Source organism: Ochrobactrum sp. BTU2 (genome assembly GCF_024539785.1).
Lineage (GTDB): Bacteria > Pseudomonadota > Alphaproteobacteria > Rhizobiales > Rhizobiaceae > Brucella > Brucella anthropi.
In genome coordinates, this window is the sequence record NZ_JAHWRG010000011.1 from 25,401 (window position 1) to 49,688 (window position 24,288).

The window sequence follows — 24,288 nt, forward strand, 5'->3', positions numbered from 1 at the left end:
CATGGTTGGAAACCCCATCTTCTGTCCGAACTGGAATTTCGGGACAAAAAAGGAGGCGGCTATGAATGCCCCCGTTCGAGCAACAGACCTGTCTGGAACGATATCACTCCCCATTGAGGGGATGACCTGTGCATCCTGCGTAGGTCGTGTCGAAAGAGCCCTCAAGGCCGTGCCTGGCGTCGCCGATGCGGTCGTCAATCTGGCGACCGAAAAGGCGAGCATCACCACGAACGCTGCGGTCGATCCTGCCACTCTCGTCAAGGCCGTGGAGGATGTAGGCTATGAGGTTGCGGCAAGCTTCTCCGCGCCGACGGCAGCCTCGCTTGAAGTGGCGATCGAGGGCATGACCTGCGCATCCTGCGTGGGACGCGTCGAAAAGGCGCTCAAGGCCGTACCCGGCGTCACTAATGCCGTCGTCAACCTCGCGACCGAGAAGGCCACGATCCAGGGCAGCGCCGATGCGGCGGCTTTGGTGGCTGCCATCGAGGGCGCGGGATACGACGCCAGGGTGATCGCCACGGCGGCAGGAACCAGCCAGGGCGAGACGGATGATCGTACCGAAAAGAAGGAAGCGGAACGTCGTGAACTGACCCGCGATTTCACCATCGCGGCGGTGCTGACGGTGCCTGTCTTCATCCTGGAGATGGGCTCACACGTCATTCCGGGCATGCATGACCTGATCGCTTCAACCATCGGCATGCAGACGAACTGGTATATCCAGTTCGTGTTGACGACCATCGTCCTGTTCGTTCCGGGTATCCGCTTTTACGACAAGGGGCTGCCCGCCCTGTGGCGGCTCGCCCCCGACATGAACTCGCTGGTCGCGGTCGGCACGCTCGCCGCCTATGGCTATTCGCTGGTCGCGACCTTCGCGCCCGGTTTCCTGCCTGCCGGAACGGTGAACGTCTATTTCGAGGCTGCCGCCGTCATCGTGACGCTGATCCTGCTCGGCCGTTTGCTGGAGGCTCGTGCCAAGGGACGCACCTCCGAGGCGATCAAGCGTCTCGTCGGCCTTCAGGCCAAGATGGCGCGCGTGCGCAGGGACGGCAAGACGATCGAACTGCCGATCGACGCCGTGCTGTCGGGAGACATCGTCGAGGTTCGTCCCGGCGATCGCATCCCGGTGGATGGCGAGGTCATCGAAGGCCAGAGCTATGTCGACGAATCGATGATCACGGGCGAACCGATCCCGGTGTCCAAAACGAATGGCAGCGAGGTCGTGGCCGGAACGGTGAACCAGAAGGGCGCCTTTGCCATCCGTGCGACGGCGGTCGGCGGCAACACGGTGCTGTCGCAGATCATCCGCATGGTCGAGGAAGCGCAAGGCTCAAAGCTACCGATCCAGGCGCTGGTCGACAAGGTCACGATGTATTTTGTGCCGGCGGTGTTTGCGGTAGCGATCCTCACCTTCGCCGCATGGATGTGGTTCGGCCCGTCGCCCGCGCTGACCTTCGCTCTGGTCAATGCCGTCGCCGTCCTGATCATCGCCTGCCCCTGCGCCATGGGTCTGGCGACGCCGACCTCGATCATGGTGGGCACGGGCCGCGGTGCGGAACTGGGCGTGCTCTTCCGCAAGGGCGAAGCGTTGCAGCTGCTCAAGGACGCCAGGGTCGTCGCCGTCGACAAGACGGGCACACTGACCGAAGGCAAGCCTGCGCTCACCGATCTGGAACTGGCCATCGGATTCAACCGGGCAAATGTCCTCGGTTTGGTTGCGGCCGTCGAAGCGAAGTCGGAGCATCCGATCGCCCGTGCGATCGTGGATGCGGCCGCCGGGGAGGACATCCCGCTGCCGGCCGTGTCGGACTTCGAGTCGGTGACGGGTTTCGGCGTCAAGGCCATGGTCGGCGGCAGCCAAGTCGAGATTGGCGCTGACCGCTACATGGCAGACCTCGGCCACGACGTAGCTGCCTTCGCCAAGATTGCCGAACGTCTCGGCAATGAGGGCAAGTCACCGCTCTATGCCGCCATCGACGGCAAGCTCGCGGCGATTATCGCCGTGGCCGATCCGATCAAGGAGACGACGCCCGCAGCGATCAAGGCGCTGCACGATCTCGGCCTCAAGGTCGCGATGATCACCGGCGACAATGCCCGCACGGCAAAAGCCATCGCGGCTCGGCTGGGGATCGACGAGGTGGTGGCGGAAGTGCTGCCGGACGGCAAGGTCGACGCTGTACGCCGCCTCAAAGCCCAGCATGGCAAGGTCGCTTTCGTCGGCGATGGCATCAACGACGCTCCGGCGCTGGCCGAAGCGGATGTGGGCCTTGCCATCGGCACGGGTACGGACATTGCCATCGAGGCAGCCGACGTGGTGCTGATGTCGGGCAGCCTGCAAGGCGTGCCGAACGCGATCGCACTGTCCAAGGCGACGATCGGCAACATCCGGCAGAACCTGTTCTGGGCCTTTGCCTACAACACGGCTCTGATCCCCGTTGCCGCCGGTCTGCTCTATCCGGCCTACGGCATCCTGCTGTCGCCGGTCTTTGCCGCCGGCGCGATGGCCCTGTCGAGCGTCTTCGTCCTCGGCAACGCGCTGAGGCTCAAGACCTTCCGCGCGCCCGCGCAGGCGGAAAGCGGCGCAGTCCGGCCCCGTCAGCCTGAACTTGCGCCTGCGGAATGAGAAACAGGCGAGCCTGCTTCGGCAGGCTCGCCACATGTAAAGGAATGAAGCGATGACCAATACGGGAACTCCGTCAGTGGTGCTGTATACCACGCCAACCTGCCCCGATTGCCATGCCGTCAAGCGATGGCTTGCTGACCAGGGTGTCCCATTCAAAGAGCGTGACCTGTCAGATCCGCAGATCGCCGAAGAGGCGAAAGCGCGGACCGGCGTGCGCGTTGCCCCGATCACGATTGTCAACGAACAGGTCTTCTATGGCACCTTTGCTGACCAGAAACCTCGTCTGGCGGAAGCCCTGTCATCGGGCGCCGCCTGAGGGAGATTGTCATGGGAAGACAAATCGAAATTCGGCAGGCGGGGCGCATCATCGACGTGCCGGATGGCCGAACCATTCTGGAGAGAGCGCTAGAAGAAGGGATCGCATATCCTCATGGATGCCGTTCGGGCCGCTGCGGCTCGTGCAAGTCCCGACTGGTCAGCGGCGAGGTCGATCTTCTGCCGCACACGCGCTTTGCCCTGACGGACGATGAGCGGTCTCAGGGACTGATCCTTGCATGCCGCGCGCAGCCGCTCACGGATTGCACGGTCGCATGGCTCGATGAGGAGGAAGAACAGCTTGATCTTCCCGTCCGCACCTATCGCACGCGGGTTGTCGCGATCGATGACGCAACCCACGACATCCGGCAAATCAGGCTGGAGGTCGAAACGGGAGAGGCCGTCGCGTTCAAGGCGGGCCAGTATGCGCAGGTGACGTTCGATGGCGTTCCGGCGCGCGACTATTCGATGGCGAACCAGCCGGGTCGAGACCATCTCGAATTCCACATCAGGCATGTGCCCGGTGGAGCGACGAGCGAACACGTCGCCAGGTCACTCAAGGTCGGCGACGAGGTTTCGGTTCGCGGGCCGCTCGGCAGTTCGTTTCTGCGCGAACAGCATACGGGTCCAATTCTGGCGGTCGCCGGCGGATCGGGACTGGCGCCGATCAAGTCGATTGTCGAAACGGCGCTGGCAAGCGGCCTGCGGCAGCCGATCCATCTCTATTTCGGGGCACGGACGGAACGTGATCTCTATCTCGTCGATCATTTCAGTCTTCTGGCGAGCACCTACGACAACCTCACCTTCATGCCCGTGCTTTCGGAGGTGAGCCGATCCGATCACTTCCGAACCGGCCTGGTAACGGATGCGATCGTGAGTGACGTGCAGGACCTCAATGGCTGGAAGGCATATATGGCCGGACCGCCTGCCATGATCGATGCTTCCGGCATCATGCTTCGCGAACTGGGCTTGCGCGGCGAGGACATACATGCGGACGTGTTTTTTACGCCCGAAGAAGCGCCTACATAAGTCGAAGAAAGGAACCAGCGATGAACATCGGTAAAGCAGCGGCGGCATCAGGCGTCTCGGCGAAGATGATCCGCTACTACGAATCGATCGGATTGATCGCGGAAGCGTCGCGGACGGATAGCGGATACCGGGATTACTCCGATAAGGACGTGCATACGTTGCGTTTTATCAGGCGTGCGCGCGATCTCGGTTTCTCGGTCGAGAAAATGACGGAACTGCTTGCGCTCTGGCGAGACCGAGACCGGGCGAGCGCGGACGTCAAGCGCGTGGCGCTCGAGCATGTCGAAGAACTTGAACGGAAGGCGCGTGAACTCAGGGAGATGAGCATGACGCTCAAGCACCTTGCCGAGAACTGCCGGGGCAATGCCCGGCCGGACTGCCCGATCATCGATGAGTTGGCGACGACTGATGACCCTGAGACCAGCCCCACACACACCCGCGATCGTTCCGGCGCGACAGGGAACAGGTTCGAGCACACGAGGCCCGTCGTGTCGGCGAAGGCGGAAAGAAGCGGTCACGGTGCCAGGGAGCAATAGCCATGACGCTTGCCGGCGAAATCCTGCACCTGTTCAAACGGGCATGTTCGGACGGCGACATGGAAGTTGCCGAGAAGCTATTGCAGGCTCTTGAACTGATTGATGCGCGAGGGCTCGGCGTCGCAGCTTCGCACAAGCCGTTGTCTCAAGCTTATCTGGCTATCGGAGAACTTCCTGTGCCTCCAAAAAAATGTCAGCGGCATCACTAGGACATCATCCGTTCAATGAGGCCCAAGGATGGATGAGCCGGAAACGGGACGGGTCAATGCCGACTTCGCAGGTCAACAACTGCCCGCGTAGGCGGGACTCCGAAACTCAGCGGCGGCGGGAGACCTCCTCCTGATATCCGCGCTCTCGTTCCGGCCAAGTACTCTTAATAAAAGCGAGGACAGCCCGGATCTCGCCGTCGCTCAGGGCATCGGCAAAACCAGGCATGTCGCTCTCATAGCTCCCTCCGACGATGGCCGCTGTACCCTCCTTGACGATGCGGAACAGCATCTCATCGGCATGGTGCCAGGTGTGGCCGCTCTCGTCGTGCGGCGGTGCGGGCAGCCGACCGGAGGGAGGCGGCGAGCGCCAGTCCGGCTGCCCTTCGAGATTCGCACCGTGGCAAGACGCGCATTGATCCGCATAGACTTGTCGGCCCTGCTCGACGACCTCCGCTGATGCCGCAGCGATGGATTCGGAACGGGCGTAATGCCACCCAGCCAATGTCGCCACGATCGCACCTGCGAGGAGCGACCCTGCCCAGAATGTATTTAGGAGCTTCTTTCGCATGGCACGCATGTTCAGTAACGAGGAATTGCAACGCACGAGATGGCAAGGAGGATTTGCCAGTGGTGCGACACCATTTGCAATAGACATTCCGGTGAGTAGTACCTATCGTTCCAGTATGTTTGCGCGCGTTGTCTCCATGCTTGCCATAATCGGCGTCGCCGTCATGACGATGGCATTCTCCGCGCACGCGGCACGAATGAGCATACCGCCGGAACAGGCTGTGCATGTGGGCGAGATTACAAACTCTGCAGCCGGCATTGAGCCTGCATGCACCAGCAAACACTGCGGATCGGCAGACATGGATGCGGGAACCTGTGAACTGGTTTGTGCAGGTTTTTCAATCTTTCTCGTATCACCGAGCGGTGGTTCTGGAAACCAATACACGTCAACCGCCTATGTTCTGCCGCCTGATGCCAGCATTCCCGGTCGGGCGCTCGGACTGAACGAACGCCCTCCGAAGATCCGTCTCCTCTGATCGCGCCCGGGCATTCGGCCCGCGGCCTTCCGACAGCTTTGAGGAACGGGACTGCGGTCCCGAGGAGACGACCATGAATACCCTTTCACGACGCGGCTTTCTCGCCGCTGGCGCGGCCATGCTGGCCTACGCTCAGGTGCCCCGGATGGCGGCAGCGCAGGACGCCACGCCGCTATCGCTTCGCGCCGCCAGCCGCACGCTCGACATCGACGGACGCGCCGCCACTGTCTGGGGCCTTGCCGGGCCATCCGGACAGGGCCTGACACTCGATCCCGGCATGCCGTTCCGGGTGGATCTAACGAACGAACTCGACACCGCCACACTGATCCACTGGCACGGCCAGATCCCGCCCAATGCGCAGGATGGCGTGCCCGACATGCCCTTGCCGATGCTCGCCCCCGGCGAGACTCGCGCCTATGACTTCGCACCGCTGCCCGGCACCTATTGGATGCACGCGCATGTTCCGCTGCACGAGATGCGCCTTCTGGCCGCGCCCCTGATCGTGCGCAGCGCCGAGGATGTCGCCGCTGACCGGCAGGAGGTGGTACTGTTTCTGCATGATTTCTCATTCAAGGCACCCGAAGAGGTGATGGCGGAGATCAAGTCCGGCCATGGTGCCACGGGCAATCACGGAAGCGGCACAGGCACAGGCACGGGCGGAATGTCAGGTATGAACCACGGCGCGATGGGAAACATGCCGATGACTGGCATGGATCACGGCGCCAAGGGCGGCATGATGGGAATGGGGACCATGGACGGCATGACGATGGACCTCAACGACTACGACTGGGACGCCTATCTTGCCAATGATCGTACGCTCTCGGACCCGGAAGTGGTGCAGGTCGAGCGCGGCGGGCGTATCCGCCTGCGGGTCATCAACGCCGCTGCGGCGACGGTGTTCTGGCTCGACACCGGCGAAGCGCAGGCCCGGCTCGTCGCGGTTGATGGCCATGCCGTTCAGCCGCTCTCCGGCACGAGGTTCGGTCTGGCCATGGGCCAACGGCTCGACCTTGAGATCGACCTGCCTTCGGAGGGCGGTGCCTGGCCGATCCTCGCGCTGCGAGAAGGCGCGCGGGAGCGCACCGGTCTGATCCTTGCCACTCCGGGCGCCGAGATACGGCACATTGATGCTTTGGCAGAGACCGAAGCACCGGCCTTTGACACCGACCTTGCGCAGGAGACGCGCCTGATCGCTTCCGAATCCTTGCCGGAGCGGCCGGTGGACCGCAGCCACATGGTGATGCTGGGCGGCTCGATGCAGCCCTATGTGTGGACGATCAACGGTGCCGTCTGGGGCCAGCATCGCCCGGTTACCGCGAGGCGCGGCGAACGGATCGTGCTGTCCTTCCACAATATGTCGATGATGGGTCACCCGATGCATCTCCACGGCCATGTGTTCCAGGTCGTCGGGCTGAATGGACGTGCGGTCACGGGCGCGCAGCGGGACACGGTGTATGTGCCGCCGATGTCGATGGTCGACGTGGCACTCGATGCCGGAGAAGCCGCGCGCTGGATGCTGCATTGCCATCACATGCCGCATCTTGAAACAGGCATGATGACCGAATTCGCGGTCAGCGCATAGGCAGCGTGCTGGCAGGAGGACGCCGGCACCGGCGTCCTCCTGTGCAACAAGGAGGTGAACCCTATGTCAATGTCTCACGGCGGTCATGCCGGCCACATGCCGGCGAGTGGTGATCGCAAAGCGCTCGTCATTTCGGGCTGGCTTACCGGCCTTTACTTCATCGTGGAACTCGGGATCGGCATCTGGACGGGCTCAGTCGCCGTCATGTCGGATGCCTTCCACACCTTCTCGGCCGTGGGCGGCGTGCTCATTGCGCTGGTCGCCATGCGTCTGGGTGAGCGAAAATCCAGCCCCTCGCGCACCTTCGGCTACATTCGGGCGGAGATCCTGGGGGCCCTCTTCAACGGCCTCTTCCTCGTCGCCATGGCTCTCTACGTGCTGTGGATGGGCGCGATGCGCCTCATGGAGCCCATCGAACTGGCCACGACGCCGATGTTGATCGCCGCAGCGGGCGGCATCGCCACCGAGCTTGTCGCGCTCTGGCTCATGTACGAGCGCCAGAAGGACAACCTGAATATGCGGGGTGCGTATTGGCACATCCTGCAGACCTTCGTCGGCAGCTTCCTCATCATCGTCTCGGCGCTGGTGATCCGATTCACGGGCTTTGTGGCCATCGATCCGCTGCTTGGCATGGCCTTCGGACTGCTGCTGCTCTGGGCTTCCTGGGGTATTATGCGCGAGGCATTGCACATCCTGCTGCAAGGCACGCCCGAAGACCTCGACTTGGAGGCCGCCATCGAGGCCATACGGCAGCTAGAGGGGGTTACCGACGTGCACCACGTCCATGCCTGGAGTCTGACATCCGGGCGCAATGTATTCTCAAGCCACGTCTGCGTTGGGGACTTTCAGGAAGGCGAACGGGTGCTGCGACAAGCAAGCAATCTCCTGCGCGAGCGTTTCAACATCTACTTCTCGACGTTGCAGATCGAGGAATACTGCCTCGACGGCGAGGACTCTGCGGCCGAGATTGACATCATGCAGTCTCAGACGGGGCAAGAACGGACCAGCATCGGAAAGATCCACGACAATCACTGATTGGCAGGAACCCCGGATTCCGATCACCTCTTGACCTTCCAACGGTTGGAAGGCGCAGAATAGGCGAAGAGCAAGCTTAGGATAAGACGCCGAGGAGGCGTGAAAATGGCCAGCAAGACCGAACACGATCACCAGAATCAGAGTCACGCTCATTCCGCCCAAGGTCATGCGCATGATCACGGGGCCGTCGCGCAGGACGACACGCACAAGGTCAAGGACCCGGTCTGCGGCATGATTGTCGATCCCCACACGGCCCAGCACAAGGCCGAGCATGCGGGCCGGCCCTATTATTTCTGCTCGGCCGGGTGCCGCGCGAAGTTCCTGGCCGAGCCCGAAAGCTATCTCGATCCGGCGGCGGCGGAGGTAGTACCGATTCTCGAGGGGACGGTCTATACCTGCCCGATGCATCCTGAGATCCGGCAGGACGGCCCCGGATCATGCCCGATCTGCGGCATGGCGCTGGAGCCGGTACTGGTCAGCCTTGAGGCCGAGCCCAATGTCGAACTGATCGACATGACACGCCGCTTCTGGATCGGCCTCGTTCTGGCGATCCCGGTGTTCATTCTCGAGATGGGCGGGCATCTGTTCGGGCTGACTCATGCCATCGGGCAGCAGGTCTCGAACTGGCTGCAACTGATCCTCGCAACGCCGGTCGTTCTCTGGGCGGGCTGGCCGTTCTTCCAGCGTGGCTGGCAGTCGCTCGTCAACCGCAGCCTCAACATGTTTACACTGATCGCCATGGGCACGGGAACGGCGTGGATATACAGCGTCGTCGCCACGCTGGCGCCGGGCATCTTCCCAGATGCATTCCGCCAGCATGACGGCTCGGTCGCGGTCTATTTCGAGGCGGCCGCGGTCATCACTGTGCTCGTGCTGCTCGGGCAGGTGTTGGAATTGCGGGCGCGCGAGAGCACCAGCGGCGCGATCCGGGCGCTGCTCGACCTCGCCCCCAAGACCGCCCGGATCATTCGTGACGACGGCACCGAGGAGGAGGTTCAACTCGACACCGTTCGGGTCGGCGACCGCCTGCGGGTGCGTCCCGGCGAGAAGGTGCCGGTCGATGGCGAAGTTCTGGAAGGACGCAGCGCCGTCGATGAATCGATGGTGACTGGCGAGTCGATGCCGGTCACCAAGGAGGTCGGCGCCACCGCCATCGGCGGCACCATGAACCAGTCCGGCGCGCTGGTGATCGAGGCGAAGAAGGTCGGCCGCGACACCATGCTGTCGCAGATCGTCCAGCTCGTCGCCGAGGCGCAGCGTAGTCGCGCGCCGATCCAGCGCCTCGCCGATCAGGTGTCGGGCTGGTTCGTGCCGGCGGTGATCGTGGTCGCAATCCTTGCCTTCATAACCTGGTCGATCTGGGGTCCGGAGCCGCGCTTCTCCTTCGGTCTGATCGCGGCGGTTTCCGTGCTGATCATCGCCTGTCCCTGTGCGCTCGGGCTGGCAACGCCGATGTCGATCATGGTCGGCGTCGGGCGTGGCGCACAGGCGGGCGTGCTGATCAAGAACGCCGAGGCGCTGGAGCATATGGAGAAGGTCGATACCATCATAGTCGACAAGACCGGTACGCTGACCGAGGGACGACCCGCCGTCACCGCAATCGTGCCGGCGCCGGGGTTCACCGAGGACGAGGCTTTGCGGCTTGCCGCCAGCGTGGAGCGGGCCAGCGAGCATCCGCTGGCGCTGGCCATCGTTCGCGCTGCCGAGGAGCGGGGGATCGTGACCGCACCGGTCGCGGATTTCGACTCGCCGACCGGCAAAGGCGCCTACGGCACGGTCGAAGGCAAGCGCATTCCCCTTGGAAATGCCAAGTTCCTAGCCGAGCAAGGCGTTGATGTCGCCCCACTGGCGGATGAGGCCGACCGGCTGCGCGAGGACGGGGCAACCGCGATCTTCATGGGAGTGGACAACCGCATCGCTGCCATCTTCGCCATCGCCGATCCGGTCAAGCCCTCGACGCCCGAGGCGCTTGCCGCGCTGAAGGCGCAGGGAATCCGCGTTGTCATGCTTACGGGTGATAACTGGACCACGGCCAAGGCGGTCGCCCGCCGGCTCGGCATCGACGAGGTCGAGGCCGAGGTCCTGCCCGACCAGAAAAGCGCGGTCGTGCAGCGTCACAAGGCGGCAGGCGAGGTGGTGGCGATGGCAGGCGACGGCGTGAACGACGCACCGGCGCTGGCGGCGGCCGATGTGGGCATCGCCATGGGCACCGGTACCGATGTGGCAATGGAAAGCGCAGGCGTCACATTGCTCAAGGGCGATCTCACGGGCATCGTCCGCGCGCGCCGGCTCTCGGAGGCTGTCATGCGCAACATCCGCCAGAACCTATTCTTCGCCTTCATTTACAACGCGCTCGGCGTGCCGGTGGCGGCCGGGGTGCTCTACCCGTTCTTCGACATCCTGCTGTCGCCGATCATCGCGGCCGCCGCCATGGCGCTGTCGTCGGTGAGCGTCATCGCGAACGCCTCCCGGCTGCGGGTCACGAGATTGTAGGAGGCTGACGTGGGCGAAGGTCCTCCATCTGGAAAAATTGGTGACGATGGTGGCGCCAACAGCCCGGATACCGTCCCATCCTTGCGCTAAGTCAAAGTCTGCGGCGAAGGGGGCCGCTATGAGTATCTTTGCGACGGAAGGGCAGAACAGGCCATGATGCAATGTCATGATGTCGGGCGGGATGATGTGGGGCATCGTTCTTCTGGTGCTCGTGCTCCTTACCGCCGCCGCTTTGATCAAATACGTATTTTTCCGGTGATCCAGCTTTGACGAAGTTGCGGCCCAGATGGAGGAACTGAGATGCAAACCATCCATATGATCAGCAGGCGCTCCTTCCTCGCCAGCGCCACCGCGTTCCCCCTCCTGCTCTCAACGGCGGGAACGGTTCGCTCGGCAGGACTGCCTCTGGTGACCGTCACCAAGGATACGAATTGCGGGTGCTGCGGCGCATGGGTCGAGCATATCGAGGCGGCCGGCTTCCCGGTGAGCGTCGTGGAATCGAGCGAGGTCGAAAGCCTCAAGCAGCGGCTCGGCGTCCCGGCGGCGTTGTACTCCTGCCATACGGCCGAAGTGGACGGCTATGTCATCGAAGGACATGTGCCGGCCGCCGCGCTTCGCCGCCTCCTGGCCGCGCGCCCGCTCGCGACAGGGCTTGCGGTTCCCGGAATGCCCGCCGGCTCCCCCGGCATGGACTTTCCCGGCGTGGTCCCCGAGCCATACGAGGTGTTCCTGTTCGGCCCTTCCGTCCAGAAAACCTTCGGGCGTTTCCGCGGCGCGCGGGAGATCTGAGTGGAACGGTGCTCATGATCCATCCGGTCGCCATCAGTCCGATCCAGAACCGGGCCTGCGGGGCAGACCCTGCCTTTGTCAGGAGCTCTGGTTGCCTGGGCTCGGATACTGACGGCCGCAAGGATGTCATCTGGTGCGTGGCAACTCTCCATCCCGACCTCGACAAAGAAGCCAAGCCATGAGCAGGAGCTCGACTGCGGCTTTCGGATCGAAAGGCGACTGGCTCCGCCAGTTCCTGACAGGCCTGCTGCTGCTTGCGTTCAGCGCTTTTGTTTTCCTGGCAGCGGCGCATGCCAGCCCGGGCACACACGGCTCGTATCAGGATCAGACCGTTGCGGGTGCACAGCATGAGGCCCATTCGAATTACTCCGACGACCGAAGCAAGGCTGCGGACGAACGATGCTGTCACACTGAAACGGCGCCGGACCGCGATTGCGGCCAGCTCTGCACCATTGTTGCCCTGCTACCCGAGGCGCCGCCTGTGATGCCATCCTCGGACGGCGAGCCATTGCTCGGTTTCCAGGCCAGCGATCTGGGCCGAAATCCTTCAGTCCTCCTGACACCACCGCGTCTGACCGCCCCTGCGTAGTGAACGCATCGGCCGGGAGGTGTTCTTCTCGGCACTCAAGCAGCAAACAGTCAGACGAAGCCACGGTAGGCGCGCGTCCAGAAATTAGACGCGGCTCTCCGGTGCCAAAGGATGAACCATGACGTACCGAACAATAGTTGCCCTTTCTGCCAGTCTCTTGATGGGAGTCTCCGGCGCTGCTCTGGCGCAGCAGGCAGAGCATGACGCCCATCACCCTCAGACGCCGCAGGCCCAGGAGGAACGGGCCCCTGCCTCCATGTCCCCTTCAGGACAGATGCCTTCGATGCAGGACATGCCGAAGGAATGCCGGGCCATGATGGAGACCATGCCCCAAGCGTGCATGGACGCCATGCAGCAGATGATGCAGGGCGGCATGATGCACGGTGGGATGGCCGCTCCCCAAGGCGGAGAGTCGGCTCCAGCCGACGCCGATGTCGCCGACTTCACCAAGGCCTATGTCGATGCGATGGAGGAGATGCACGGTCCGATGATGGAGGGCGTCATGGCCGAGGACCCGGACGTCGCTTTCATCCGGGGCATGATCCCGCACCATCAGGGTGCGGTCGACATGGCGAAGATCGTGCAGCGATACGGAGATGACCCGCAGACAAGAGAGTGGGCGTCTCAGATCATTGAAGCACAGGAACGTGAGATCGCCGAAATGCAGGCGTGGCTGGACAGGAATGCCGGCCAGCAGCCTGCCGGCTTGGTCGAGACAGGCGGAACCGTGTACTCCGCCAACGAGGGCGACAATTCGATCAGCGCCATCGAACTCGGCACGGGTTCGGTCGAGACGGTGCAGATCGGAGTCTCACCGCACAATGTCGATCGGACACCGGACGGGAGGCTGTTGCTCGCCGTCGGGAGCGCTGCCTCCGATCACGCTCACGGATCGGATGACCAGGGACATGCCGATGCCGGCAACGGGCTTCTGGTGGTGCTCGATCCGCAGCAGCTGTCACAACCCGTCGGCACTGTAGAAGTCGGTGCGCATCCGGCGCATGTCGTCGCCGATCGTAGCGGCCGCGCCTATGTTTCGCTGTCCGGCGGGAACGAGATTGCGGTCGTTGATCTCGCAGCGGCTTCGGTGATCGAGCACATCACGACCGGAGCCTATCCGCACGGGCTGCGCCTCAACCCGGATGAGAGCGAGCTCTATGTGGCCAATGTCGAGGACGGCTCGGTCTCCGTCATCGACACGCAGGAGCTGACCGAGGTTGCGCGCATTCCGGTGGGCGCAGCGCCTGTTCAGGTCGGGTTCACGCCCTCGGGCGATCAGGTCTACGTCTCTCTTCGAGACGAGAACCGGGTGGCCGTCATCGACACCGCATCCCGCGAGGTGACGAACAGGATCGACGTCGGGCCGAACCCGATCCAGATGTTCGCCACCCCGGATGGAGCCTACGTCTATGTGGCCAATCAGGGCACCGAGGCGGAACCGAACGACACGGTCTCCGTGATCGAGATTGAGTCCGGAAACGTGATCGAGACGATCACCACCGGGAGCGGCGCCCACGGCGTCTCGGCATCGGCTGACGGGGCATTCGTGTTCGTAACGAACATTGCCGATGACAGCGTTTCGATCATCGACGTGGCGAGCCAGGAAGTGCTCAAGACCGTGCCGGTCGGCGATCGCCCGAACGGCATAGTCTACGCCGGATCGAACCAGTAAGCAGCGCGGCGCCGGAGCGAAACAGCTCTGGCGCCAGACTTGAGAATTGAGAATAGCTATTGGCGTCGATGAGCAGAGCCGGCGTGCATGACGAACTTCGAGGCAGCACGGCATTGGTTGCAGACATCGGAACTGATCTTGTCGCATATGCCGCCCTTTTCGTAAGCGCGTTCACGTCGGCGACCCTCCTACCAGGGTCGTCCGAGGCAGCGCTCCTGACTCTTCTAACAATGGGACAGGCCAACCTCGTCACCCTAGTGGGCGTCGCAACGGCAGGAAATGTGCTCGGCTCCTTGGTGAACTGGGCGCTGGGCAGGTTCCTCTCAGGGTTTCGAGACCATCGCTGGTTTCCGATTGACGACAGGTCATTTAGCCGTGCATCAGATTGGTACGGACGTTATGGCGTGTGGTCTCTACTCTTGTCCTGGCTGCCGATTATCGGCGATCCGCTGACAGTTGTGGCAGGAGCACTGCGAGTTGACCTTTCTCGTTTTCTCATATTCGTGTCGATCGGCAAAGCGGCACGCTATCTCTTTGTCGCCGGCGCATTTCTCTGGTGGAGCGGTTCTTGAGTGTACTTGCACGTCGAGTCGAGCTGTTGAGAATGGCGGAGACGAAGGGGCGCAGCCGAGCCGCCACCGCGCCCAGAAGCCTCACGCGGCCGCCGACTGGTCCTTGCGTTCGGCCGGATAGCCTGCCTCGGTTAAGGCGGCGGGGAGTACCTGCTCGTCCACCTTCGTGGTGACCGTCACTTCGCGGGTGGGTGGATTGGTGGTGACATCAGCCGCCGGATCGACGCTCAGAAGCGCGTTGTTGACCCGGCGCGCGCAGCCGCCGCAAGTCATGTCGGGAGCAGTGAATCGGAACATGCGAACTCTCCTCTGTTGGGCGTTCACGGACAAATCTGGTCCTTGCCACGTTGGCAAGGTCAAGGGTCAACGAGGAAAAATGATATCGCGGCCAAGGCGGCCTTGACCTTCCCATTGTTGGAAGCCCCATCTGGGGTGCAATGGATCAGGAAGGAAGCATGTCAAGACGAACCTTGTTCCGGCGAATTTGCTGCTAGGACCGTCTGACCGCCGCCCGTTCCTGCCGCGCCAGGCCGCTCGGCCCGTCCGTGAACGACGAATCTGGTCATGTCATGGCCAGCTAGACCACTGATCGCCATTGCCTGATCGGCGCTTCTCGCATGCAAAATGTGGGCGATGTGCAGCTCATCGGCTTATAGATCAAGTTTCAGCGGATTTGGGAAGCAATTTGTTCTTGACCTTCCAGCCGTTGGAAGGATTAGGGGTCTGCGACATCTGAACGCCCCATGAAAAATAACAGGAACTCCGGATGTCTACGCTCTCCCCCCAAACGCCGAAGCCTCCGGTGGCTTCGTCACCTGCAAGCACGACATTGCCGCTGGCCGTCATTGCGACGGCTCAGCTCATGGTGGTGCTTGACGATACCATCGCGAACATCGCCCTGCCGACACTCCAGAACGAACTCGGAATGTCGGCTGCGAGCCTGCCTTGGGTGATCAACGCCTACGTTCTCGCCTTTGGTGGACTGCTGCTGTTCGGCGGCAGGTTGGGCGATATCTATGGCCGGCGGCGCATGCTGCAGGCGGGCATGGCGATCTTCACCATTGCTTCCCTGTTCGTCGGGCTTGCCCAGGACAGCATGAGCATAATCGCGTCACGCGGTCTACAGGGCGTGGGTGCGGCGCTGACGGCCCCCAATGCTCTTGCCTTGATCGCGACGACCTTCCCCGAAGGCAAGGCGCGCAACGGAGCGATGGCCGTTTACGGAGCAATGTCCGGCCTTGGTATCATCGCCGGGCTGATCCTCGGCGGGCTGCTGACGGGGCTGCTGGGCTGGCGCTGGGCCTTCTTCATCAACATTCCCATCGGCCTGGCTGTGCTGGCGGGGTCAAGAACGCTTGTCGAGGCGGAACTGCACAAAGGCCGCCCGGACTTCACCGGCGCGCTCACCAGCATTGTGGGCATGGCCGCGCTCGTCTATGGGATCACCCGTGGCGGCGAACATGGCTGGACGGACAGCATCACGCTCGCCTCGTTCGCTACCGCCGCGATCCTGCTGCCGCTGTTCCTGATCTTGCAGTCGCGCAGCAAAGACCCGCTTCTGCCGCCACGTCTGTTCAAGGAGCGCAACCGGGCGGGTTCCTACCTCGCCATGCTGCTGCTGGGCTTCGGTCCGATGGGGATGATCTATCTGCTGACGCTCTATTTGCAGCACATCCTCGGCTACAGCCCGATCATGACCGCGCTGGCGTTCCTGCCATTCGGTGCGGGTATTATCGTTGGGGCCATTGTCAGTTCCAAGCTTGTCACGCGGTTTGCGCCGCGCGAGGTGGCAGCGCCCGCCGCACTAATAGGCGGCGCTGCCTTGTTCTGGCTCGCCAATATCGGACAGGAACTCAACTATATGTGGCACTTCATGCCCGCGGCCTTCCTCACCGCTTTCGGTTTCGTGGGGGCCGTGATTGCACTGGCGCTGACCGCCGTCAAAGGCGTGCAGACACAGGAGACGGGCATCGCATCGGCGCTCTTCAACGCCTCGCAACAGATCGGCGTCGCCTTGGGGCTGGCCGTCCTTTCGACCATCGCAGTCTCTGCCACGGCTGGCAGGTTGCCGGGTGCACTCGCCGCCCTCTATCGCGGGCGGGAGACGGGTGACGCCGGGCTAGTGAGATCGGCCAGCGATGCGCTGATCCACGGTTATGGTCTTGCGCTTGCGGGAGCTGGAGCTGCCCTCGTGATTGCCGCAGTCATTGCCGCGGTTCTGGTCAACGCTAAGAGGGGACAGGTTTCTACCGGCACGATCGCTGTCCATTGACAGGATAGTCATTAAGACTACGGCGCGGTTCCGTGGCGCGCTACCCGCCGTAGGCCTTGCGCAGACGCCTGCTTGGACGAATTGCAAGCGGAGCGGTTGACATACAACATATGAACACATATTCATGTGTTGTATGTCAACCGCATGAGCCCTGAAATGTCCCATTCACACAGCCATGGTCATTCTCATGATGACCATTCCCATGATCACTCCCATGCGCCGACCGTCACGAGCGATAATGAGCGCAAGGTCCTTCTCTCGTTCTTCCTGATCCTCACGTTCATGATCGTGGAGGTGATCGGCGGTCTGATCTCAGGATCGCTGGCGCTGCTCGCCGACGCTGGACATATGCTGAGCGACGCGGCTGCGCTGGCGCTAGCTTATGCCGCCTTTCGGTTCGGACGGCGGGCGGCAGACTCCAAGCGGACCTTTGGCTATCTGCGTTTCGAGGTCCTTGCCGGTTTTATCAACGCAATCACGCTATTCGCGATCGTCGTCTGGATTGTCTATGAAGCCTGGCAGCGCTTTCAGGAACCGCATGTTATCCTCGCGGGTCCGATGCTTGGCGTCGCCATTGCGGGGCTCCTCATCAATATTCTCGTGTTCTGGATTCTGACGCGCGGAGATACCGAGCACGTGAACATCAAGGGTGCCATCCTTCATGTGTTGGGCGACCTCCTCGGCTCTGTGGCAGCGGTTTCAGCCGCCATCGTGATCATGTACACGGGTTGGACGCTGATCGATCCTATCCTCTCGGTGTTTGTCTCCCTGCTGATCCTGCGCGCCGCGTGGAATCTCCTCGGCAAGTCGATACATATCCTGCTTGAAGGTGCGCCAGATAACGCGACGCCCGAGAAGATCGAACGCCATCTTGTCGAGAACATCGCTGGCGTGGCGTCGGTGAGCCACATCCATGTCTGGTCGATCACGTCCGGGCGGACCTTGGCCACCCTACATGTGCGGCCGAAAGCCGATGTCGATGCTCGCTCGGTGATGCGCGCGGTCGAGCGTGAGTTGAAGTCACAGTTTAAGATCGAACATCCGACCATCGCCATCGACTGGAATGACGATGCGGACGCGTGCAGCCTGTCGCAAGCCTCTGCCTTGACGGGGCACGCGCATGGGGATCGACACGACCATGATGGGCATCACCACAACCATGGGCCTGAGCATGTCCACAGCAAGCAGGAGCATGAACGTTGAAGCAAGCCCCGTCCCTGTCGCAGAACGACGTAACCGTACTGGCAGAGACTTTTCGCCTGCTGGGCGATCCTACACGGCTGAGAATTCTGCTCTTTTGCCTGCCGGGTCCAAAGTCCGTCGGCGACATTGTTGAGAGCCTGGGACTGTCGCAGACACTGGTTAGCCACCATTTACGCCTGCTCAGAGGTGCACGGCTCGTCAGGGGGGAGCGTCGGTCAAAGCAGGTTTTCTACGAAGTGGCAGACAGTCACGTGAGCGACATGCTGATCGACATGGCAACCCACATCGACGAGGAGCACTTTGATGACTGACAAACAAGGCTTCTTGGCGATGTGATGCCTGTACCGCTGAAGAGCGGGCCGCTAATGCGTTCGTTGAAGCAGGCAGCAGCACTTATCGCCGACACGGCAATCTTCACGCTGCGGTTAAGACCGGGACTTAAGCAATTTCGGTCTTGACCTTCCAATGGTTGGAGGCTGCACGATCTTGCTTGATACCCGTTTCGTCAATGCAAGGCGGCAGAAATGAAGGACCAAGCGAAGAACCGTTCGTCCGTCGACAAATTATTCGGCTCGCTGATCGCGGAAGGGTACGTTTATGCAGATGATGCCGCGGACCTCGATGATGGTGCCGACATACGGATTCGTTTGGGCTTTCTCCAGACATTGATGTTGGCGACCAGAAGCAAGGTGGCCGCATAATGCGGAAAGGGGTCAAGTGTTCGGATAAAGTCGAGCTTCGCCATCTCCGCTATTTCGTGGCTGTGGTCGAGCATGGCAGCTTTCGCAAAGCAGGAGCTGCGGTTGGACGGTCGCAAGCTGCAATCAGTCGGTCCATTGCCAAGCTGGAAGACGAGATTGGCGCCTCCTTGTTTCACCGGCATACATGGGGCGTATCGCAAACCTATGCCGGCCAGCGATTCCTCGTACACGCCCGCAGGGTCATCAGGACTGTTGGAGAAGGCGCTCGAGAGGTTGCCTCCGCAGGTCGTTCTGAAAAGGGACGTGTCCGGATCGGTATTTATTCCTCGATCGCTTCCGGCTTTTTGGCGGAGTTGCTGGAAGTTTACGGCAGGCGACATAGCGCGGTGAGAATCGAAGTGGCTGACGGGAACCCCGCAGAGCATGTCGCAGCGATCCGGCAACTCAATCTCGACGTCGCCTTCATCACTGGAACACGAGACTGGCCGGATTGCGAACGCGTCCTCTTGTGGTCGGAGCGTGTGTTCGTGGTCTTGCCTGACCATCATGCCTTAGCCAACAGGGAGGAAGTCGTATGGCGCGATCTGGCCGACGAGTCCTTTATCGTCAGCGAGACTGCTCCGGGACAGGAAATTTACGATCATCTGGTGCGGCGGCTGGCGGATCTCGGCAGGCATCCCGAGATCCAGGTGCAATATGTCGGTCGGGATAATCTGGTGCCGCTTGTCGCCCTCGGCCGAGGGCTGACTTTGGTGAGCGAAGCCATCACCGTCGCACAATTTCCGGGTGTGGTTTACCGACCGATCCTCGGCGAGGTTCTGCCCTTTTCGGCCGTCTGGTCGGCGAGCAACGACAATCCCGCCTTCCGTCGCTTTCTCAGTCTGGCGAAAGCAATGGCCGTCAGACCTGCGACTTCGGAGACAGGACGGAGCGCCGTGCTTTCGTGAACCCCCTGTCAGTGGCGATAAAGCGCTCCAACATTGGCACGATCAGCCTGACAGGATCAGCGGCGGGTTGGCCGGTCTCGCGGGCCAGCACCTCGGCATAGGTCGCAAGATCGCGATGAAGCGGCCCCGGCAGCTCTACCGTAACCTTGACGGGCTTGTCCTCGACGATGGGACCGAGTTTCAGTTTTGTCATGCTCAACCTCCTGCGGGCTCGAATACCAGGTCGCGGGTCACAATAATCCTGACCGGAAAGCCGGGCCGGATGGTGAGCGTCGGCGCGACCTGCAATTGGCGCTGGACGATCTGCTGCCCGGCCTGATTGACGGTATCCTGTGCGCCGTCGCGAATGGCGCGGATCAACCGGTCCTCGTCGCTGGTCGCCAGCTCTGTACCGACCGCGAGCAGTGTGGAAAGCCCTGCCGCTTTCATCAGATCCCACCAGTGATAATCGACGCCATCCTCAAGCCCGGCGTAACCGGAAGCGTCCGCGCCCGGCAGGCGCTCCAGAACGATGGAGCGGCCGCCCGGCAGGATCAGGCGATTCCACACCAGCAGGACGCGGCGCTGGCCGAAGGTCACGCCGTCATCATATTGGCCGATGATGCGCGTTCCCTGCGGGATCAGAAGCAGCGAGCCGGTCGGGCTGTCATAGACGTTTTCGGTGACCTGCGCGGTGATCTGGCCCGGCAGATCGGAGCGGATTCCGGTGATGAGTGCGGCCGGAATGACGGCTCCAGCCTGAAGGATGTAGGGCGATGCCGGCGGCGTGACGCGATCTGGCGCAACCGTCTGTCGGTCGACCGGGCTATTGAGGAAAGCCGCGTGCCTGTTCTGCCCTGTGCCGTCCGGCTGCAAGCCTATCCCGGCTATTCCTGGCATGGCCGTTCCCGCTGTCCCGCCAGAACGCGACCCGGACTGGAAGAACACGTTGCTCAAGCGCGCGGCCTCTTCCTCGGCGCGGCGGCGCTCCTCTTCGGGATCGACGGCTGGTGTGGTGATTGCCGGAGGCGCGACTGGCTGCCCCCGGTTCTGCGCGTCGAGGATCGGACGGCCAAGGTCGCCCGGCAATGCCGGTCCCAGGACGGGGCCGGTATAGTCGCGCGGCAGACCGGCGAGGCCGTCAGCCGTGGGTCGGTTTTCGGTCGAATAGAGTTCGCCGCCACCCGGCCCCGCATCGCGGGTCTGGAGCGCATAGATCAAGGTTCCGGCGATGCCGAGAAGCGCGACCGCGCCAACGCTTGCCAGCAACTTTCGGGACAGGCGGGTGACACGAGGCGGCTCGGCGCGCAGGCGCATGGGGGCGGCGGTATCGGTATCGCTCATGACGACGATCCTCCCGTGGTCGTGCTGGCTGGTTCTGCTGCGGCCTGCGTCGGGTTGATGCGGACGATCCTGACCACTTGCTGCCGATCGCCGCTGCCAAGGCGCAGTTCGGCCGCACCGAACAGGCGGTCCACGATCAGGACATTCTGGTGGACACGGCTGTTGACGATCTGCGTTTCTCCGTCCGACCCGATGACGAACAAAGGCGGCATTTCGCCCTGCACGATGCCGCGCGAGAAAATGACATAGACGCGGCGGCCATCGTCGAAGACGGAGAGCGGCCGCCATGGCGGGCTGTCGCCCCGCACCTGCAATCCGTAGCGATAGTTCCGCGCCGCCTCGGCGGGGATGATGGGCGCGGCGGGCGTGGTGGCACGGCTTCCCGCCGGCGCCGCGGGATAGGCCCATGCGACGGAAGGCATGTAGAGCGATTCCCGCGCGCGCAGCTCGATCATGTAGGTGCGCCGGTCGGTGGTCACGACAAGGTTGGTGGAAATGTCCGGGCGTGTCGGCTTCACGAGGATGTGGACGCGGCGGTTCGCGCCCGAACCGGATTCGGTGTCGCCAATGATCCATCGTGTCGTATCCCCGGCCGCAATAGGTCCCGCGCCGGTCAGGCTTTCGCCCGGCGCCAGCGCGATATTTGTGATCTGGCCGGGGGCCGCATAGACCTGATAGAGCGCGCCTTCGCTCCACGGATAAATCTGGATGGCGTTGTAATAGCCCTCACGGCGAGGTTCGACACGGGCGGCGGCATTGGCGTTTTCGACACGGCCGTCCGGAGTGCTGGCAGCAGTTCCGCCCCGCGCGACCGTCCAGGCCGGCGGCGTGTGAAGCGGCCGGGGCCGGTCGTCGGTGGCGACCGTCTGCACGGTGGGCAGCGGCGGCACGTCGGCGTCATAGTTGAATTGCGGCGTCCGGTTGGTCGCGCAGCCGGCCAACATGGTCGCGGAAAGCAGCAAAGCCGCGAAAGCGGGTTTACGGAAAACCGGAAAACCGGCTCTACGGAAAGTCGTGCGGGTCATTGGCTCATCTCCCGCGACCATGAAATTGCGTTGATGTAGATTCCCAGCGGATTGGCGCGTAATCGTTCGGCATCGCGCGGGGGCTGGATCACGACAGTCAGGATCGCGGTCCATCGCTCGGTCGTGGAAAGCTGGCCGTTCTCGAAATGGCGTTCGGTCCAGGCGACGCGGAAACTGTCCGGCGAAGCCCGGATGACGCTCGACACCTCGACGGCGATCTGCTGGCGGCCGACCTTGGTGAAGGGATCGTTGGCCCGCGCATAATCGTTCAAGGCCGCCGCGCCCCGGTCGGTGGTGAACTCGTAAGCCCGAAGCCAGTTCTGCCGGACGATGATCGCGTCCGCCGGGATCGCGCGGACCTGCTCGATGAAGCGGCCGAGATGGAAGGCGATCTGCGGATCGGTCGGGCGATAATCGGCGTTCGCGGGCGCGACAGCCTGCGCCTGACCGAGATTGTCCACCTGCACCACCCAGGGCACGACGGTTCCACGCGCCGATTGCCAGACGAGCGCGGCGGCAAAGCCGGCCGAGAGGATCAGACAGCCGAACGCCATATAGCGCCAGTTCTTCGCCTGCACGCGGGCCGAGCCGATGCGTTCGTCCCAGACCTGTGCGGCTTTTTGATAGGGAGTCTCGGGTTCCGGCACCTTGCCGTAATGGGTCGTCGGTCGTTTGAAGATGTTCATGTGCGGTCACTTTCGGAAAGGCTGACGGAGGAGCCGCCGCCGTGGCTGTCGCCGGATCGGACAGCATGAGCAGCAGCCGTGACGCCGTGGCTCATGGCCCGGCCACGCCGCATCTGCTGCGCCCAGGCCGGCGGCCCATCAGGGGTTGAGGGGGTTGACGGCGCAGGCGACGAATCTCTGCCGACGGTGCCCATGGTCGACGTGCCGCCGGATGCCGCGAATCCGGCTTTCGCACCATCGGAATAGCTGGATTTCAGGCTGTCGCTGGCGCGGGAGGCGGCGCGCTTGAGTGGTGAAACGGCGGCGGAGGCTCCGGCGCGCGCCACACCGCCAAGGCCGGAGGCGACCCCGGCCGTGCCGGACCCGCCCAAGGAGCCGAGGGTATAGGCGGACGAAGCCGCACCGGCGGCCGAGGCACCGCCGCGGGCAAGTGCTGCCCCGCCCGAGAGTGCGGCTGCGCCACCCCGCGCCGCGAGCATGGTCGCGCCACCGGCTGCGATCGCAGCGCCGCCAACCGCAAGGCCAGTCCCGACGGCGGCGCCGGCACTGAGTTGCGGGCCTCCGGAGACGAGGCCGGTGGCGATGCCGGGGCCGAAGATGCCGAGGCCGAGAAGGGAAAGGGCTGCCAGCACGATCGCCATGGCGTCGTCGATTGTCGGGGTCGCACCGCCGAAGCCTGCGGTAAACTGGCCGAAGAGCGTGGAGCCGATGCCGATGATGACGGCGAGGACCAGCACCTTGATACCGCTGGAGATCACATTGCCCAGCACCCGCTCGGCCATGAAGGCGGTCTTGCCGAACAGGCCGAATGGAATCAGCACGAAGCCGGCCAGCGTGGTCAGCTTGAACTCGATCAGCGTGACGAAAAGCTGGATTGCCAGGATGAAAAAGGCCAGCACCACCAGCGCCCAGGCGAACAACAGGCACGCGATCTGGATGAAGTTCTCGAAGAAGGCGATCCAGCCCATCAGGTCCGAAATAGATTCCAGCAGCGGGCGACCGGCGTCCAGCCCGGTTTGGGCAACGCGGCCGGGGCGCAGCAGATCGGCAACCGAGAAGCCAGTGCCGGACGCCATGAGCCCGAGCCCGGCGAAGCTCTCGAAGACGATCCGTGCGAGATTGTTCCAGTTGCTGATGAGATAGGCGAAGACGCCGACGAACAGCGTCTTTTTCACCAACCGCGCAATGATGTCGCCGTCGGCGCCCCAGGCCCAGAACAGTGCGGCGAGCGTCACGTCGATGACGATCAGCGTCGTGGCGATAAACGCCACCTCGCCGCCGAGCAGGCCGAAGCCGGAGTCGATATAGCTGGTGAAGATGCCGAGAAAATTATCGATGACCCCCGTTCCGCCCATGGCTCACGGTCTCCCGTTCTGTGCGGGGGTCGCTGGCGCGGGTGTCTTGCCGAGGAAGCGATCGCGGGTCTCGGCCCAGGTTCGGAGGCAGTCGGCATCATTGGCCGCCGCCTCGCCCAATGCCTGGCAACGCCGCTGTTCCAGACGCAGCGGATCGGTGGCGGGCTGAAGCGCTGGGACGGAAGGTGCTGGCGCGGGGCCTTCCTCACGCGACATCTCGATGATCGCCGCCGTGATGGCCACGGCCACGAACACAATGGCCGCGATCCGGGCCAGCACCTTCCCCTCCATA

Annotated in this window: 26 protein-coding genes; 18 read left to right on the plus strand and 8 right to left on the minus strand. The window is 62.9% G+C overall.

The window, feature by feature from the left end; all coding sequences use genetic code 11:
* The first annotated feature begins 61 nt into the window (after positions 1-61).
* From KWJ32_RS22415 to KWJ32_RS22435, 5 genes are read left to right on the plus strand one after another with little or no spacing between them, the layout of a single operon-like run.
* Positions 62-2,620, plus strand: a complete 2,559-nt coding sequence (locus KWJ32_RS22415) for a heavy metal translocating P-type ATPase (RefSeq protein WP_028034409.1) — start codon at positions 62-64, stop codon at positions 2,618-2,620.
* Positions 2,621-2,672: 52 nt separating this feature from the next.
* On the plus strand, positions 2,673-2,936 hold the full coding sequence (locus KWJ32_RS22420) for a glutaredoxin family protein (RefSeq protein ID WP_151609583.1): 264 nt from the start codon (positions 2,673-2,675) through the stop codon (positions 2,934-2,936).
* Between the two features lie 11 nt (positions 2,937-2,947).
* The gene (locus KWJ32_RS22425; protein ID WP_012092681.1) at positions 2,948-3,964 is read left to right on the plus strand and encodes a 2Fe-2S iron-sulfur cluster-binding protein; all 1,017 of its coding nucleotides are present in this window, start codon (positions 2,948-2,950) and stop codon (positions 3,962-3,964) included.
* Between the two features lie 20 nt (positions 3,965-3,984).
* The gene (cueR, locus tag KWJ32_RS22430) at positions 3,985-4,500 is read left to right on the plus strand and encodes a Cu(I)-responsive transcriptional regulator (protein WP_012092680.1); all 516 of its coding nucleotides are present in this window, start codon (positions 3,985-3,987) and stop codon (positions 4,498-4,500) included.
* 2 nt (positions 4,501-4,502) lie between these two features.
* On the plus strand, positions 4,503-4,709 hold the full coding sequence (locus KWJ32_RS22435; RefSeq protein WP_028034408.1) for a hypothetical protein: 207 nt from the start codon (positions 4,503-4,505) through the stop codon (positions 4,707-4,709).
* Positions 4,710-4,815: 106 nt separating this feature from the next.
* Here the strand turns inward: KWJ32_RS22435 and KWJ32_RS22440 are convergent, their stop codons facing one another.
* The gene (locus KWJ32_RS22440) at positions 4,816-5,277 is read right to left on the minus strand and encodes a cytochrome c (RefSeq protein WP_028034407.1); all 462 of its coding nucleotides are present in this window, start codon (positions 5,275-5,277) and stop codon (positions 4,816-4,818) included.
* Here KWJ32_RS22440 and KWJ32_RS22445 point away from each other — a divergent pair.
* The 8 genes from KWJ32_RS22445 to KWJ32_RS22480 all read left to right on the plus strand — a co-directional run bounded on the left by KWJ32_RS22445 (position 5,276) and on the right by KWJ32_RS22480 (position 14,484).
* Positions 5,276-5,752, plus strand: coding sequence for a hypothetical protein (locus KWJ32_RS22445; RefSeq protein ID WP_197057541.1), 477 nt, complete (start codon positions 5,276-5,278; stop codon positions 5,750-5,752). The two genes, KWJ32_RS22440 and KWJ32_RS22445, sit on opposite strands and share 2 nt — an antisense overlap.
* Before the next feature lie 73 nt (positions 5,753-5,825).
* Positions 5,826-7,334, plus strand: a complete 1,509-nt coding sequence (locus KWJ32_RS22450) for a multicopper oxidase domain-containing protein (RefSeq protein WP_012092678.1) — start codon at positions 5,826-5,828, stop codon at positions 7,332-7,334.
* Between the two features lie 63 nt (positions 7,335-7,397).
* Entirely contained in the window at positions 7,398-8,369 is a 972-nt protein-coding gene (locus tag KWJ32_RS22455; RefSeq protein ID WP_012092677.1) for a cation diffusion facilitator family transporter, read from the plus strand.
* Between the two features lie 105 nt (positions 8,370-8,474).
* Positions 8,475-10,862: a heavy metal translocating P-type ATPase gene (locus KWJ32_RS22460; RefSeq protein WP_012092676.1), complete on the plus strand. Its 2,388-nt coding sequence runs from the start codon at positions 8,475-8,477 to the stop codon at positions 10,860-10,862.
* A gap of 300 nt (positions 10,863-11,162) precedes the next feature.
* Entirely contained in the window at positions 11,163-11,651 is a 489-nt protein-coding gene (locus KWJ32_RS22465; protein WP_012092675.1) for a DUF411 domain-containing protein, read from the plus strand.
* 178 nt (positions 11,652-11,829) lie between these two features.
* The gene (locus KWJ32_RS22470) at positions 11,830-12,240 is read left to right on the plus strand and encodes a hypothetical protein (RefSeq protein ID WP_028034404.1); all 411 of its coding nucleotides are present in this window, start codon (positions 11,830-11,832) and stop codon (positions 12,238-12,240) included.
* A 283-nt stretch (positions 12,241-12,523) separates the two neighbouring features.
* Positions 12,524-13,912 (plus strand): DUF305 domain-containing protein, encoded by a 1,389-nt coding sequence (locus tag KWJ32_RS22475; protein WP_197465310.1) that lies wholly within the window; start codon positions 12,524-12,526, stop codon positions 13,910-13,912.
* Positions 13,913-13,995: 83 nt separating this feature from the next.
* On the plus strand, positions 13,996-14,484 hold the full coding sequence (locus KWJ32_RS22480; protein WP_231771508.1) for a YqaA family protein: 489 nt from the start codon (positions 13,996-13,998) through the stop codon (positions 14,482-14,484).
* An 81-nt stretch (positions 14,485-14,565) separates the two neighbouring features.
* Here KWJ32_RS22480 and KWJ32_RS22485 read toward each other — a convergent pair whose 3' ends face one another.
* Positions 14,566-14,781 (minus strand): heavy-metal-associated domain-containing protein, encoded by a 216-nt coding sequence (locus KWJ32_RS22485; protein WP_012092671.1) that lies wholly within the window; start codon positions 14,779-14,781, stop codon positions 14,566-14,568.
* A 469-nt stretch (positions 14,782-15,250) separates the two neighbouring features.
* Between KWJ32_RS22485 and KWJ32_RS22490 the strand changes: the two genes are divergently transcribed.
* The 5 genes from KWJ32_RS22490 (at position 15,251) to KWJ32_RS22510 (ending at position 19,607) form a co-directional block, all read left to right on the plus strand.
* The gene (locus KWJ32_RS22490; RefSeq protein WP_012092670.1) at positions 15,251-16,756 is read left to right on the plus strand and encodes an MFS transporter; all 1,506 of its coding nucleotides are present in this window, start codon (positions 15,251-15,253) and stop codon (positions 16,754-16,756) included.
* A gap of 156 nt (positions 16,757-16,912) precedes the next feature.
* Positions 16,913-17,959, plus strand: coding sequence for a cation diffusion facilitator family transporter (locus KWJ32_RS22495; RefSeq protein ID WP_034658511.1), 1,047 nt, complete (start codon positions 16,913-16,915; stop codon positions 17,957-17,959).
* Positions 17,956-18,270: a metalloregulator ArsR/SmtB family transcription factor gene (locus tag KWJ32_RS22500; RefSeq protein WP_012092668.1), complete on the plus strand. Its 315-nt coding sequence runs from the start codon at positions 17,956-17,958 to the stop codon at positions 18,268-18,270. Before KWJ32_RS22495 ends, KWJ32_RS22500 begins: the two co-directional genes overlap by 4 nt.
* Positions 18,271-18,483: 213 nt before the next feature.
* Positions 18,484-18,660, plus strand: coding sequence for a hypothetical protein (locus KWJ32_RS22505; RefSeq protein WP_012092667.1), 177 nt, complete (start codon positions 18,484-18,486; stop codon positions 18,658-18,660).
* The gene (locus tag KWJ32_RS22510; protein WP_012092666.1) at positions 18,660-19,607 is read left to right on the plus strand and encodes a LysR family transcriptional regulator; all 948 of its coding nucleotides are present in this window, start codon (positions 18,660-18,662) and stop codon (positions 19,605-19,607) included. Before KWJ32_RS22505 ends, KWJ32_RS22510 begins: the two co-directional genes overlap by 1 nt.
* Here the strand turns inward: KWJ32_RS22510 and KWJ32_RS22515 are convergent.
* From KWJ32_RS22515 to trbK-alt, 6 genes are read right to left on the minus strand one after another with little or no spacing between them, the layout of a single operon-like run.
* Entirely contained in the window at positions 19,561-19,800 is a 240-nt protein-coding gene (locus KWJ32_RS22515; RefSeq protein WP_012092665.1) for a DUF2274 domain-containing protein, read from the minus strand. The two genes, KWJ32_RS22510 and KWJ32_RS22515, sit on opposite strands and share 47 nt — an antisense overlap.
* Positions 19,801-19,802: 2 nt before the next feature.
* Complete coding sequence (locus KWJ32_RS22520) at positions 19,803-20,930, minus strand: TrbI/VirB10 family protein (RefSeq protein WP_012092664.1); 1,128 nt, start codon at positions 20,928-20,930, stop codon at positions 19,803-19,805.
* A complete protein-coding gene (trbG, locus tag KWJ32_RS22525; protein ID WP_012092663.1) occupies positions 20,927-21,955 on the minus strand; it encodes a P-type conjugative transfer protein TrbG in 1,029 nt (342 codons plus the stop codon). Before trbG ends, KWJ32_RS22520 begins: the two co-directional genes overlap by 4 nt.
* Positions 21,952-22,641, minus strand: coding sequence for a conjugal transfer protein TrbF (trbF, locus tag KWJ32_RS22530; RefSeq protein ID WP_012092662.1), 690 nt, complete (start codon positions 22,639-22,641; stop codon positions 21,952-21,954). Before trbF ends, trbG begins: the two co-directional genes overlap by 4 nt.
* Positions 22,638-23,996, minus strand: a complete 1,359-nt coding sequence (gene trbL / locus KWJ32_RS22535; protein ID WP_012092661.1) for a P-type conjugative transfer protein TrbL — start codon at positions 23,994-23,996, stop codon at positions 22,638-22,640. The genes trbF and trbL overlap by 4 nt, the downstream gene beginning before the upstream one ends.
* Before the next feature lie 3 nt (positions 23,997-23,999).
* Positions 24,000-24,287: a putative entry exclusion protein TrbK-alt gene (gene trbK-alt, locus KWJ32_RS22540; RefSeq protein WP_012092660.1), complete on the minus strand. Its 288-nt coding sequence runs from the start codon at positions 24,285-24,287 to the stop codon at positions 24,000-24,002.
* Between the last annotated feature and the right edge of the window lies 1 nt (position 24,288).